This window comes from Trichocoleus sp. AS-A1 (assembly GCF_039962015.1).
In the GTDB taxonomy this organism is placed as follows: Bacteria; Cyanobacteriota; Cyanobacteriia; order Cyanobacteriales; family FACHB-T130; genus FACHB-T130.
The window spans coordinates 17,449-31,109 of record NZ_JAMPKG010000024.1; the positions used below are offsets into that span (position 1 = coordinate 17,449).

A 13,661-nucleotide genomic window follows, 5' to 3' on the forward strand; every position below is an offset into this window, starting at 1 on the left:
TATAGATGTATGGGAGATGTTAGATACCGACATTTGTTATTAGACCTCATGTGCTGTTCGCGCACGAACGTTGCATGGAAAATAGACTTTGGTAAAGGATCATGAAGTTAACGCCAGACAGTAAAATCCTGATACAAGGCATCGCAGAACCACTTGCGTCAACCTACACTGCCCGAATGACAGCTTACGGCACGAAGGTAGCAGCTGGGGTCAGTGCCGGTCAGGGAGGGCAAACGCTGGATGGCATTCCGGTGTTCGACCTGGTAGAGCAGGCGATACAGTCGGTCGGAGCGGTTGACATTAGCATTATCTTTGTACGACCTTACGCGGCGCTTGATGCTGCGCTAGAAGCGATCGCAGCAGGTATCCGACAAATTATTCTGATTACGGGTGGGATACCTCCCCTGGATATGGTTCGGCTGCTCAGAAAGGCAGAGGCGACTCAAACTCTCATCGTCGGTCCCAGCAGTGCTGGGATTATTGTTCCAGGCAAGGTTTTACTAGGCACTCATGAACCTGAATTTTATAGCCCTGGATCGGTGGGACTGCTCAGCCGCAGCGGCAATCTCACCTACGAAGTAGCCGGGGAAATGACACGAGCCGGTTATGGTCAGTCGATTGCTGTCAGTATTGGCAGCGAGCCGTTTGTCGGATCTTCTGTCGTACAATGGCTGGAAATTTTGGCAGCAGATAAAAACACGAAGGTCATTGTTTTAGTCAGCCATATCAGCCATACCAGTTCTAGTGATGAACAGGCGGCAGCAGAATACATCGTTGCTACACTTGATAAGCCAGTAATTGTATATTTTGTCGGTCGCTTGCTTCCACAAGAAAAACTTTTAGGCCCAGGGAATGCACTTGGTTTTTGGCGTCAGGAAGCGATGCTCGCTTCTCCACAGGCTGAACTTGCGGCCGAACAGACACCTGAAAACCGAAAAATTGCCGCTTTCAAGCAAGCGAAAATTCCAATAGCAGAGCGCCCTTCCCAAATTCCAGATTTGGTGAAAAAGGCGCTCAAAAAGTCGGGTTGAAAATTGAGTTAGAGCGGGAAGAGAGGGAGAAGCAGTCGCGATATTTCTCCCTCTCTGAAGTGTTCTAGCGGACGGGCTCTGATGGACGATTGGCAAAGATTGCTTTGGAGGAAGATGCGCCTGCTAATTGCATCTGCCGCGTCAATTGTAAGCTTAACAATGTCGTAACGCTCCACTGTCCCAAGATTGTCAGAAAAATGGGAATTGTGGAGGCTTCTTTTACCCCTATCCAGGGAAAGGCGGTAAGCAGCCACACACCAGAGCTTTGATAAAATGGCATCGACAGCACGCTGAAAAAGATTGGGGGAAATGCAATCAAGGCTATTACAGTTATGCCAGCCCAGAGCGATCGCTTTGCTGTTTTCATAAATAGCAGCGTCTGAGCGATACCCGCCAATATCAAGATCCAGTTTAGACTCAAGATCAAACCTAAAATAGCTGAAATCTTGGCACTGTTTTGAGGCCAAAACAGAATCCAAGCACCCCAAATTACGGTTTTAATGCCCAAATTTACTGCTACTGCCACCAGTGATGGGCTTTTTTCACCCCACAGCAAATCCTGCATTAAGCCGCTTTTCCAAAAACCTTTACGGTTAGAAACCTTTTCGCGGCGGTAACGCGCCCAATCCTGTAATGCCTGACGGTGAGGGGATAAAGCAGCAATTAAACCCAAGAACCATAGCAGATTTACGGTTTCCATAAAGACCAACAATCCCCACAGAAATCCAGATTCAGCAAATTGTGCCGGATTTAAGTGGTTCTTTTGTAGACAAAAACCTAGAAGCAGGAATTCAAAATAAGCGACCATCCAGTAACTTTGTTTTTTGCTGATAAGCGTGGCGTTGGCATTAGCAAAACGCCGATTTAAGGCTTGCCAAATCCAGTAAGTCCACAAACTAAAAGTTAGAATTGCAAAGGTCTCAGCTAACAAAAAGTTACTACCGAGCGGTATATAAAACCATTGCCAATAGTATAGTACTGAATCGCTCCAATCATAATTGGCCTGTGTAACCAGGGACACAGACCAATTAATTACATTTAGCCAAGGCAAAGCAAATACAAAGGTTAAAAAACTGGCTGACGAAGCTTGAAATTCGCTCAAAAATCCATAAAGTAAGGCAGCGCTATAGAAGAAATAGTAACTAGCACCTGAGAGCAAATAAAAACTCACCAGAAAGTGAAAAGGTACACCGGCACTAATCGCAGACCAGCAATGCAAAGGTAGTGCTAGGGCTACACCCAGATAAAGTAAGATAGGCACTCCCAGGATTTTCCCCGTCAAAATGCTTTGACTGGATTGGGGACTTAATCGAATGAAATTCAGGGTGCCTCGACGCTCTTCTTTGCCAAGGTCGCTGATAATCATATAGACCCCAGCGAGTAATAAGATGAAAGGCAAAGTCCAATTCAAAATGCTGAATATGGCCTGCCACCAATGCTGCCACTCGATGATAATCTGACCGGCAGCATCCAACCGGCAGTTGTAGTTACTGGTTCTTACACAAAAGCTGCTGTAGGTTCCATCAAGATTTAGTTGTTCGTAAAAATATAAGACCAGTAAAAACTGACTAATCAAAGAGACACCGATAGCGATCGCTAACTTGCGAGTTTTCAGTTGTCCTTTGAGTTCGCGCAGAAACTGAGGGTTCCAATCGCCCAATCGCTCCATCCAAAGTAGGTTCATCTCTGTTTTCCTTGATCGCAAATTTTGAGAAGAAACCCGTTTTCGAGGCAGAAAACGGGTTTTTCTAGATTCGTTTGTGTCCGAGAATTCGATTCGAGCGATCGCTTCTCTACAAGCCGTTAGCGGGTAAAGAGGGACGATTGGACATCAGCGATTTCGACGCGGACTCACCCGCCTGCCGTAACTGTCGCGCTGTCTGAATACTCAACAAGCTGAACATTAGCCACTGACCCAGCACTGCCAGACCCAGGCTAGTCGCAGCAGCATCTTTTACAGCACCCCAGGCGAAGACGGAAAACAGCCATACGCCAGGGATTTTAGCGGGAGAGATTGATAGTAAGCCGAACACAATCGGCGGCAATATAATCAATCCAGCCACTGTACTCGCTGCCCAGAGCGATCGCTTCGGTGTCTTCATGAACAGCATTAGCTGAGCGACGCCTGCGTAAATCAAGATTAAATTGACACTCAGCAGGATGGTCGCCAGCGCTGATGCTTTATACGCACTTGCAGGCCAAAGGAGTATCCAAGGCACCATGATAGTTGAAGCAATCAGTAAATTCAGTGCCACTGCTCCCACTGAAGGGCTTTTTTCCCCCCAAACCAAATCCTGCACCAAGTTTTTCACGCGAGAAGATGTTTTCTCCCGTCGGTAACGCGCCCAATCCTGCAAAACTTGGCGGTGCGGCGACAACGCTGCCATCAGACACAAGAACAGCGGCAAATTTAACAACAGCAAACCACCAAAATTATCAAACAGTCCGCCTGGTATAGATTCTGGATTATCTGCGCGCCATTTGGGTAAGGTTAGAGCAAATCCCAGAACAGCCACTTCAAAGCAAGCCGTCATTATATAACTCTGCCGTTTGCTGAGGAGAGTCGTACTGGGGTTGTGAAAGCAACGCTTCATCCCTTGCCAAAACCATAAGGTTCCCACCGCATAGTTCAGCACGCTAAAGCCGATGACATTCCAGACGCTGGTACCTAGAGGTAAGTAAAACCATTTCCAGGCTTCCAGTTGCACCATTCCCGATGATGCTTGATAGGCACTTCCTTGAGAACTGGCATTAATGAGGTATGCCAGCACAATTGAAGGAGAAAATAGATGCAGCCAATCTAGGGGGGAATTATGGATGATTGTGCTGCTGTTAAGGCTCAAGCCAGTCATGAGGGTCAGAAACATCAGCACGATGCCGCTGCCAATCCAAGATTGAAATCCACCGAGTCCACCAGCGACTAATCCATAAAGTAAGGCAGCGCTATAGATACAAGCAGCGCTGGCAACCACGACACCATAAAAGCCCAGAATGAGGACTAAAGGAATTTCAGCCGACAGACCCGCCAACAAATGCAAAGGAATCGCCAGACCGGCTAGGAGATAAAGTAAAATCGGCACTCCCAGCAACTTGCCGCTGAAAATACTGGTTGTTGACTGGGGGCTGAGGCGAATGAAATTCAGTGTGCCGCGATTTTCTTCCCGCGATAGGTCGCTAATTAGCATATAGGTGCCAGCCACCAAGACGGTCATGAAGCCAATAACACTCAGCCACACGAACACATCTAGCCACCACAACTGCCAGTTAATGGCAAAATTGCCCAGGGCATCTACAAGGCACCTCTGCCCATAACCAGGACGATTGTCTAGGCAATATCTACTGTAGATATCGCCCATACCCGTATCAACTGGCAGTTGAGTTGCGAAACTCATCAGCAGTAGCATTTGACCCATCAGCGCGATCGCTACTGCAATTAATACATTTCGGGGTTTAAGACGCCCTTTAATTTCTCGTAACAGCTGGGGATTCCAATCTCCCAGCCGGTCGCCCCAATTAATTTTCATCACTAAAAAATCTCCAGAATTAAATTCAGTGCTGAGTGAAGAGTAAGCATTGTTAATAACTCAGTCCAAAGCCTTCAGTCCTCAGTCCTCAGTCCTCAATCTTGTCTTATGATGCTTGCTGGTGTCCCAGCTTCAGGAAAATGGTTTCCAAGTCTTCCTGAGTGCAATGAAATTCGGTCAGAGGGATGTCAGATTCAACAAGCGATCGCAACAACTTAGCACAATCTTCCTGACCCCCAGAAAAGTAAAGGCGCACTCGCTCTTGTCCCGCCATCACCTCCAATTCTTCGACTAAAGGATGGTTTCTCAGCTTTGATACAAGTGACTCTAGCTTACCCAACGTAGACAAGAAAATTTGCTGGCGGCTGAGGCGGCGGCGAAGTTCCTTGAGTGGCGAACTTTCTACGAGAAAGCCGAGTTCCATGATGCCTACTGAGGTGCAAAGTTCCTCTAAGTCGCTAAGGACGTGTGACGAAATGACAATCGTCATCCCGGCTTCCTGCAATACTTTGATGATTTCCCGAAACTGCATCCTGGCAAGGGGATCTAATCCGGAAACGGGTTCATCCAACAGCAGCAAAATCGGTTCGTGAATAATTGTCCGCGCCAGACTCAGGCGCTGTTTCATCCCCCGCGAGAGCGTGGCAATCATGCTATTGCGCTTACCCGTTAGCTGCACCAGTTCTAAAACTTCCCGCAGGCGCTGGCTGCGGTGTGGTTCTCGCAAGCGGTAGAGACGCCCAAAATAGTCTAGGTAGTCCCAGACTGTCAAATCGTCATACAGGGGGAAGTCATCGGGTAGATAGCCGAGTCGCCGCTTCAGGGTAGGGTTGCTGTGATCGCGTTGCAGGCGATCGCCATTAATATAAATTTCACCTGTCGTTGGCTCTTCAGCCGCCGCCAACATCCGCAGCAACGTTGTTTTACCGGCTCCATTCGGTCCAATTAGTCCATAGACTTCACCAGCTTTTACCTGTAAATCAATATCATTAACTGCAATATGTCGATCGAATTGCTTGGTGAGTCCACAAGTTTGAATTGCCAGTTCTTTTGCCATAGCTGCTGAGGGTTGACTGTAAGATGGCTTGCTTGAGTGCTAGCGTAGCCTTTACCTACAGCATTTGCCACGAGCGTTTCTGAAATTTAAACAAGATTGCAGAACCGATTAGCCTTGTAATTCCTTAATTTGTCCCAATTAGGATAATTTCAGGGGGATCAGACATTTTACTATTTGGTTCAGCTAGCACCTTCAAGCATAGAAGGCTCTTACAAGAGCGATTGCACTTTTGGCTCTGTGTCAATGCCGTTCGTTAATATTCGGATGCTCTGTTCTTCCAATCCTCAAATAGCACGCCTGTAATCTTTAATAATTCTCTGCAAGCATTTTAATTAATTTTATTTAATAAAGCTTACTGTTTTTTTGGACATTCACAACTCCAATACATTACATCATTTATTGAAAAAATATTTAATAAATTTGCTTGCGAATCAGCCTTAGATATTTTATTCTTTCATCTTGAACTTTCTTACTTGCAACTATTTAATAAATTCAAAAGAGGTTCAAAAGCCAGTTAGTAAAAGACACGAGTCCTAAATCAACTTCGACAATGGCACATAAATCATCCGATATCGAGCTGATAAAATGCTGAAAAATAGTATTGGCATTTTATAGAGACGAAGCGATTCGAGCGGCAATTTCTCCTTGTTAGCAGCATTGACTGAATGCTTTGCCCATTACATTATGAATGGTGTTATAACCAACTTCTCAGACATCCCGCTCCTGGCTGCCCTCACCGCCTTCTTTTTTGGCAGAAAGTTAGCAATCAGAGGAATTGCTGGTATTCCCGCACCTATTTAGGTCTAGCTGGGCTTTAGCTCTAGCTGGGCAGATTGTAACTGAATCTGAACGTTTTTCAGGTACATTTCCCCTGTATGATTAATAACTCGCAAGAGTTTTGAACAACCTATGACACAGCAGAACTACCGTATTACCCTACTTCCCGGCGATGGCATTGGCCCTGAAATTATGGCAGTAGCGGTAGACGTGTTGAAACTTGTCGGGAAACAATTTGAGATTCAGTTTGAATTTCAAGAAGCCCTTGTGGGGGGTGCGGCGATTGACGCTACGGGAGAACCGCTACCCGCCCAAACGTTGGAAACATGCCGCAATAGCGATGCTGTTTTACTGGCTGCTATTGGCGGTTATAAGTGGGATAACCTCCCTCGCCATCAACGCCCGGAAACGGGTTTGCTAGGACTCAGGGCTGGTCTTGGGTTATTCGCCAATTTGCGTCCCGCCAAAATATTACCCCAGTTAGTGGATGCTTCGTCCTTGAAACGGGAAGTGGTCGAGGGCGTTGATATCATGGTGGTGCGCGAATTGACTGGTGGTATCTACTTTGGGGAACCGAGGGGAATTTTTGCTACGGAAACAGGCGAGAAGCGCGGCGTCAATACAATGGCTTATACGGAATCAGAGATTGACCGGATTGGGCGAGTAGCCTTTGAGACAGCGCAAAAACGCAGTGGGAAGCTATGTTCGGTGGATAAATCAAATGTGCTGGAAGTGTCGCAGTTGTGGCGCGATCGCATAACTGCGCTCTCGAAAGAATATCCAGATGTGGAATTGTCTCACCTCTATGTAGACGCCGCTGCTATGCAACTTCTTCGCTGGCCTAAACAATTCGACACAATTGTGACAGGTAATCTATTTGGTGATATCCTGTCTGATGCTGCCGCTATGCTTACTGGCAGTATTGGAATGTTACCTTCTGCCAGTTTAGGTGCATCTGGCCCCGGTGTCTTTGAACCCGTCCACGGTTCTGCCCCCGATATCGCTGGGCAAGATAAAGCAAATCCGCTGGCGCAGGTTCTGAGTGCAGCGATGATGCTGCGCTACGGCTTAGACCAGCTTGCTGCTGCCGACAGAATTGAGCAAGCGGTGATGCAAGTTCTGGAGCGCGGCGATCGCACGGGTGACATTATGTCTGAAGGGATGAATCTTTTAGGGTGCAGTGCAATGGGCAATGCATTAATCCAAGCACTAGAAAAGCCTTAAGAAAATTTCATCCTCAACTGCAACAAAAATTGGTATACCTATTGCAGTTTGCAGGAATTGCACGGGTAGATTATAGACTAGCTCAAATAACAGGGGTAGATGAGTGGTTTACGCTTCACAGCAACGGTTAGAAAATCGGACGGAAAGGATAGATATCCCCGTGTTGCTAGACCCCAGCATCGTCAGAGCAGCTCGACAAATCTATCGGACTTACTCGGAAGTCCATCCAGACCGTATGCAGCGCCCTCTAGGGGTGGCAATCGATCGGTATACCTATCGGGGCAAGCTGATTTTTGCAGGCAAACCGATTCTGTTGCCGCAAGAATGTTTTGTGCCTTTTAGTCAAATTGAGTCGGAAATATATTAGTGATTAGTCTAAATTGTCCTTAGTGATGAGTCATGACCCACTACTAATGACCCATGACTCATGACCCGTGACTAATAACTAATTGCTATGGATGATTTGATGGCGTTGCCTGCTGCTGCGATTGTCTTCGCATTGGGTGCCTCAATTGGCAGTTTTCTCAATGTGGTAGTTTATCGATTGCCAGCAGGTTTGTCGATTCTTTGGCCCCCTTCTCGTTGCCCGCAATGTCTGCATCGACTGGGTAAAGGTGAAAATGTCCCAATTGTCGGTTGGCTGCGGTTACAGGGGCGCTGTCGCCACTGTAGAAGCAAGATTTCCGGGCGCTATCCACTGGTAGAAGCGGCAACAGGGATGTTGTTTTTGCTAGTTTTCTTGACGTTTGGCATTTCGGTGCAAACGCTAGGATATTGGGCTTTTTTTAGCTGGTTGTTAACACTATCGCTGATCGATTTAGACACAATGACATTGCCCAATCCACTTACTCAAACCGGCTTAATTTTGGGTTTAGTGTTTCAGGCGATCGCCGGTTTTATGCCAGCAGCAAGTTGGGCAGAAAGTGCAAATCATTTGATGTCAGGCATTGTGGGTGGTGTAGTCGGAATTTGGTTGTTTGACATCATTGCTTTTGGGGGAGCGATCGCTTTTGGGCGAGCGGCAATGGGTGGAGGAGATGCTAAACTGGCGGCAATGATGGGAGCCTGGTTGGGCTGGAAGAATTTGCTACTGGCTGGGTTTTTGGCTTGTGTACTGGGAGCCTTTGCCGGTGGGGGAGCAATCGCGCTTGGCTGGCTTGACCGGCACCGGCCCATGCCGTTTGGTCCCTTCCTAGCACTGGGAGCGCTTTTGGCAGCTTTTTGGGGTGAGGCGATTTGGTCTGCTTACCTGCAACTCTTTTTCCCCCTCAATTAACGCATTCCCCCTGCCCTGATTTACCGCAATACTGCCGTATTGTAAGATATTCCAGTGTCTTGGATTACCCTAAAAACAAATTGCGCTCGCTGGGAAGCTGAATTAATGCAGCAAATGCTAGCGGCTCATCAAATTCCTAGTCGGATTCTCGACCTCGGTGTGGCACCTTATTTTGGTGCGGGGAGTCCTACTGCCTTACAGGTGCGATCGCAGGATCGGTGGGCCGCTCTGCTATTATTGAGTCCGATTCAGGAAGAGCAAGCTTAAAGCGTAGGAAAATCATTTTAATAAGAGGAATTAACCGTTTTCATGTCTCTATTTGATTGGTTTGCAAATCGACGAAAATCAGAGCCAATTAGTGAACAGCGGCAAGAGCGTGAGATTGCGGATGGGCTGTGGACAAAGTGCGAGGCATGTAGTGTCCTTGCTTATACCAAAGACCTCCGCTCAAACAATATGGTTTGCCTGGAGTGCAACCATCACAACCGGGTGTTCAGCGATGAACGCATCCGCCAGCTGATTGATGCCAATACCTGGATGCCGTTGGATGAACAGGTGTTTCCCACCGATCCATTGAAGTTCCGCGATCGCAAACAATATTGCGATCGCTTGCGAGAAACTCAAGACAAAACTGGCTTGGTGGACGCCGTGCAGACAGGAATGGGGCAATTGGAAAACTTGCCTGTCGCCCTCGGTGTCATGGACTTCCGCTTCATGGGCGGTAGCATGGGTTCTGTCGTTGGAGAAAAAATTACCCGCCTGATTGAACGAGCTACCTGGGAAAGAAAGCCGGTCGTGGTTGTCTGTGCCTCCGGCGGTGCCAGGATGCAGGAGGGAATGCTAAGTCTGATGCAAATGGCGAAAATCTCCGGAGCCTTGGAGCGTCATCAAGAAGCCAGACTGCTGTATATTCCGGTTCTTACTCACCCTACAACGGGAGGCGTCACGGCTTCTTTTGCCATGTTGGGAGACATCATTCTCGCAGAGCCAAAAGCCACAATTGGCTTTGCAGGGCGTCGCGTGATCGAACAAACCTTGCGAGAAAAGCTCCCCGATGATTTTCAAACTTCTGAGTATTTGCTCCAGCACGGTTTTGTAGATGCTATTGTGCCCCGCACTCAGTTAAAGAAAACTCTAGCCCAACTCATTCGGCTACACCAATTTCTCCCCCCTGCACCGCCCCCCGTTCCCCTGTCAGAAACGATCGACTCCGAGCGTCCAGTTTCTAGATTGATCCCAAGCAACTAGACAGGGAAGGGAAAGCGACCGCAAGAGTGGGATGATATTGATATTAGAGCGGTTCAATCTCTCTCAATCATCATGGGTTTTGCAGACCTGTCCATTGCCGAAATCGCAGCAGACTATAACCTCCCAGTAGAGGAGGTTTTCAAGCTGTGCGAACAATTGGGAATCGCCTATAAAACCCAACAGAGCCGTCTGGCTCTGGAGGATGCCAAGGCCATCATTTCTAAGATTCTGTCTCAAAAGCAGGGATCGGGCACGGACGGAGGGTAAAATTAATCCCGACCAACTATCCTGAGTCCCAACAGTCGATTTTCCTTTTTGGCAATCGGCTTGCTTCTTTTTGTCCAGATGATTGGTTGAGAAGCCTGCAACTTAGGGGTCGGCTTACTAAGATTGAGTCCAGCTGTGTTGTGGATCAAAAACTCGCACCAAATTTCTTAAGGAGAACCATGCTTAAGCGATACATAAGTCTGGCTTTAGCCACTGTAATTTTCACCTTCGGATTGCTTGTCACTCAGGTAATGGCAGTCGAACTAACTGACGAAGTTCGCACTGTAAAATTAAACGATCGAGGACAGCAGGTGACATTAAACCTAAAACAAGTCGCCGAAGGCAAACGCCTATTTAACTATGCCTGCGCTTCGTGCCATGCTGGGGGCGTTACCAAGACTGATTTCAACGTCGGTCTAGGCCCGGACGATTTGGCTGGGGCAACCCCACCGCGCGACAACATTGCCGCTCTGGTGGATTATATGCATCATCCCACGACCTACGATGGGGAAACTGCAATCTCTGAAGTACACCCCAGCATAGAGAGTTCCGATATTTATACGGTGATGAGAAATCTCACAGATGATGACCTGTTTAAGATCGGCGGTCATATCCTTCTACAGCCGAAAATCCTCGGCGAACAGTGGGGAGGCGGTAAAGCCGTGCGCTAAGTAAAATTATGAGTTATGAGTTATGAATTTTGAATGCATTCATAACTCATAATTTTTACATTTTGTCAATCTGTAACACGGTCAATGCTGCGTCAATTCTTCTCACTTCGCCGTTTATTTTTGATTTTGGGCATCTGCTGGGGCGTCTGGATGGTCAGTTTACCGGCTCAAGCCGCAACCTCCTACATTCGGCAGTACCTGCGAGTTACTGAACCCATTTCTTTAGATTTAGATGGTCAAGGTCAGACTCGCCAGTTCTCTGTGGAAGATTTCTCAGCAGGCAAGCAGTTATTTGAACAACACTGTCTAAATTGTCATGTCGGCGGTGCGACCTTGCCTAACCCCGCTGTATCCTTGTCTCTGAAGGACTTGACTGGTGCCACTCCACCCCGCGACACCATCAACAGCATTGTGGCTTTCCTTCGACAGCCGATGACCTACGACGGGAGCGAAGAAAGCTTTTGGTGTCGTCAAGTACCGGAAAGTTGGATGCCGCGACAGGAGGTGGAAACGATAGCAGCCTTTGTTCTAAGAGCCGCGCAGGTAGCACCGGGATGGGGTACAAATGATTTCTGATCTTCGTGCCGATTCAGGATGCATCTGCCAATGCCTCCGATTGATAGAAAGCAAAAATGTTTTAATTTTCTACAGAATGTAAGCGTTAAAGCTAAAATACTACTAAACAAAATTAATTGACAATTTTGGGAGGAAACGATGAGATTGAGAATGGCAATTCCACGAAGCTTAGGTTTACTAATTTGCACAATTCTGCTAGTAGTCTCTAGCTTTGTGTTGTCAGCTTCTCCTGCATCAGCAGAAACCTATACGATTAAAATGGGCACAGATGCCGGGATGTTGAAGTTTGAACCGGCTAAACTCACAATCAAGCCGGGTGACACAGTAAAATTTGTCAATAATAAACTAGCTCCCCATAATGCTGTTTTTGATGACAAGGGAGTGCCAAACGGAGATAAAGCGCTGGCTAAGGATCTGTCTCACACCAAGTTGCTAAACTCTCCAGGAGAATCCTACGAAACGACTTTCCCCGCTGACACACCACCAGGCACCTATACGTACTATTGTCAACCTCACAGAGGCGCTGGGATGGTTGGTAAAATCACCGTCGAGGGTTAATAGAACCGTTCCTTTAGACTGGCAATTCAATCATAATCACCCTTGAGGTTTAAGATTTCTTCTCCTCTTTGGTGATAGAAAAAGCCTTGAAGAAGCTTAGAATGGTTCTGCAAGGCTTTTTTTTATGACTGTACCTGTTAAGAAGAGGAGAATCAAGTTGAGGAAACTGTTATCGGTTTTACTGTTGACGATTGCGGTGTTGACAGTTGCCTTGACTCGCCCAGCCAATGCAGCTGATACAGTCAGTGGTGCTAAAATTTTCAGCGCTAACTGCGCTGCTTGCCATGTGGGCGGCGGTAACGTGATTATGGCTAATAAAACTTTAAAGAAGGATGCCCTAGACAAGTATGGGATGTACTCGATGGATGCCATTGTCAACCAGGTAATGAATGGTAAAAATGCTATGCCAGCCTTCAAAGGACGTCTGAATAAACAACAAATTGAGGATGTTGCTGCCTATGTCATGGAAAAGGCTGCACAGGGCTGGTAGTCTGACAATAATTCCTTTATGCACCATGATTAAACCCCTCTAATGTCCCTAGAGGGGTTTATTTATTGCCTCTACCTTCTCACCGAGAGCCTCTCATACTAGATATCTATCCAGAGGTGAAAAGACAGCTAGGAAGAAATTAAGTTATGTTGTTTCCAGCTTTTGCTTGGATAGTTAGGAAAGACGCCTGTGGTTCCTTTACGTGATGATAATCCTACACGCCTCACTCCGTATGTCACTTATGGACTGATTGCTGCGAATATTTTGGCTTTTATATATGAGTTGACTTTGGCTCCACAACAGCTGGAAGGTTTTTTTCGCCTTGCCGCTGTGGTTCCTAGAGAGTTATCTGCTAGCTTTAGTGGCATACCCGTGAATCAGCCGGTACCGGAGTGGCTGACACTGGTGACATCGCAATTCTTGCACGGCGGGTTTTTACACCTTGCCGGTAATATGCTGTTCCTCTGGATTTTTGGCAATAACGTTGAAGACAAGCTGGGTCACGTTAGGTACTTAATTTTTTACCTGACTTGCGGGATTCTAGCGGCTTTAACTCAGTGGTATTTTTCAATGAACTCTGGCATTCCTTCCTTGGGGGCCAGTGGCGCGATCGCGGGTGTCTTAGGAGCCTACATTCTCAGATTCCCTAATATACAAGTGCTAACATTAATTCCTCTGGGTATCTTCTTCACCACGATTCGCGTTCCTGCTGTTTTCTTCCTCGGTTTTTGGTTTGTTCAGCAGGCTTTTTATGGTGTTGCGAGTCTGAATGCGCCTGTGAATATTGGTATGGAGCAAGGTGGAGTTGCCTATTGGGCACACGCTGGTGGCTTTGTTTTCGGGGCAATCTTAGCACCGCTGTTGGGATTGTTTTCTTCCAATTCGGACAATCATCCAGAACAGCAAACTTTTTAGCAAGCGGTTCTTGGCGGAACTGCATATTTTGAAAATCAGGAAAACAG

Annotated in this window: 15 protein-coding genes; 12 read left to right on the forward strand and 3 right to left on the reverse strand. The window is 47.1% G+C overall.

The window, feature by feature from the left end:
- Positions 1–101 precede the first annotated feature (101 nt).
- On the forward strand, positions 102–1,031 hold the full coding sequence (locus NC994_RS18085) for a CoA-binding protein (protein WP_190435843.1): 930 nt from the start codon (positions 102–104) through the stop codon (positions 1,029–1,031).
- Positions 1,032–1,095: 64 nt separating this feature from the next.
- On the opposite strand, the gene NC994_RS18090 is transcribed toward NC994_RS18085, so the two are convergent.
- The 3 genes from NC994_RS18090 to NC994_RS18100 all read right to left on the reverse strand — a co-directional run bounded on the left by NC994_RS18090 (position 1,096) and on the right by NC994_RS18100 (position 5,612).
- The gene (locus tag NC994_RS18090) at positions 1,096–2,715 is read right to left on the reverse strand and encodes a hypothetical protein (RefSeq protein WP_190435845.1); all 1,620 of its coding nucleotides are present in this window, start codon (positions 2,713–2,715) and stop codon (positions 1,096–1,098) included.
- A gap of 109 nt (positions 2,716–2,824) precedes the next feature.
- A complete protein-coding gene (locus tag NC994_RS18095) occupies positions 2,825–4,555 on the reverse strand; it encodes an ABC transporter permease (RefSeq protein ID WP_190435848.1) in 1,731 nt (576 codons plus the stop codon).
- Between the two features lie 106 nt (positions 4,556–4,661).
- Positions 4,662–5,612 (reverse strand): ABC transporter ATP-binding protein, encoded by a 951-nt coding sequence (locus NC994_RS18100; RefSeq protein WP_190414301.1) that lies wholly within the window; start codon positions 5,610–5,612, stop codon positions 4,662–4,664.
- A gap of 909 nt (positions 5,613–6,521) precedes the next feature.
- Between NC994_RS18100 and leuB the strand changes: the two genes are divergently transcribed.
- The 11 genes from leuB (at position 6,522) to NC994_RS18155 (ending at position 13,614) form a co-directional block, all read left to right on the forward strand.
- Positions 6,522–7,613 carry a 3-isopropylmalate dehydrogenase gene (leuB, locus tag NC994_RS18105; protein WP_190435851.1) on the forward strand — a complete coding sequence of 364 codons (1,092 nt, stop codon included), beginning with the start codon at positions 6,522–6,524 and terminating at the stop codon, positions 7,611–7,613.
- A 103-nt stretch (positions 7,614–7,716) separates the two neighbouring features.
- Positions 7,717–7,980, forward strand: a complete 264-nt coding sequence (locus NC994_RS18110; protein ID WP_190414298.1) for a hypothetical protein — start codon at positions 7,717–7,719, stop codon at positions 7,978–7,980.
- An 87-nt stretch (positions 7,981–8,067) separates the two neighbouring features.
- Positions 8,068–8,889, forward strand: coding sequence for an A24 family peptidase (locus NC994_RS18115; RefSeq protein WP_190435854.1), 822 nt, complete (start codon positions 8,068–8,070; stop codon positions 8,887–8,889).
- Between the two features lie 54 nt (positions 8,890–8,943).
- A complete protein-coding gene (locus tag NC994_RS18120; RefSeq protein WP_190414294.1) occupies positions 8,944–9,156 on the forward strand; it encodes a hypothetical protein in 213 nt (70 codons plus the stop codon).
- Between the two features lie 42 nt (positions 9,157–9,198).
- A complete protein-coding gene (accD, locus tag NC994_RS18125; protein ID WP_190414293.1) occupies positions 9,199–10,137 on the forward strand; it encodes an acetyl-CoA carboxylase, carboxyltransferase subunit beta in 939 nt (312 codons plus the stop codon).
- Positions 10,138–10,209: 72 nt separating this feature from the next.
- Positions 10,210–10,404: a translation initiation factor IF-2 N-terminal domain-containing protein gene (locus NC994_RS18130; RefSeq protein WP_190414291.1), complete on the forward strand. Its 195-nt coding sequence runs from the start codon at positions 10,210–10,212 to the stop codon at positions 10,402–10,404.
- Positions 10,405–10,583: 179 nt separating this feature from the next.
- Positions 10,584–11,075: a photosystem II cytochrome c-550 gene (gene psbV, locus NC994_RS18135; RefSeq protein WP_190414289.1), complete on the forward strand. Its 492-nt coding sequence runs from the start codon at positions 10,584–10,586 to the stop codon at positions 11,073–11,075.
- Between the two features lie 84 nt (positions 11,076–11,159).
- A complete protein-coding gene (psbV2, locus tag NC994_RS18140; protein ID WP_190435857.1) occupies positions 11,160–11,651 on the forward strand; it encodes a photosystem II cytochrome PsbV2 in 492 nt (163 codons plus the stop codon).
- Positions 11,652–11,789: 138 nt separating this feature from the next.
- Positions 11,790–12,209 (forward strand): plastocyanin, encoded by a 420-nt coding sequence (gene petE / locus NC994_RS18145; RefSeq protein WP_190414285.1) that lies wholly within the window; start codon positions 11,790–11,792, stop codon positions 12,207–12,209.
- 157 nt (positions 12,210–12,366) lie between these two features.
- Entirely contained in the window at positions 12,367–12,699 is a 333-nt protein-coding gene (petJ, locus tag NC994_RS18150) for a cytochrome c6 PetJ (protein WP_190435860.1), read from the forward strand.
- A gap of 189 nt (positions 12,700–12,888) precedes the next feature.
- Positions 12,889–13,614: a rhomboid family intramembrane serine protease gene (locus NC994_RS18155; protein WP_190435862.1), complete on the forward strand. Its 726-nt coding sequence runs from the start codon at positions 12,889–12,891 to the stop codon at positions 13,612–13,614.
- Positions 13,615–13,661 lie beyond the last annotated feature (47 nt).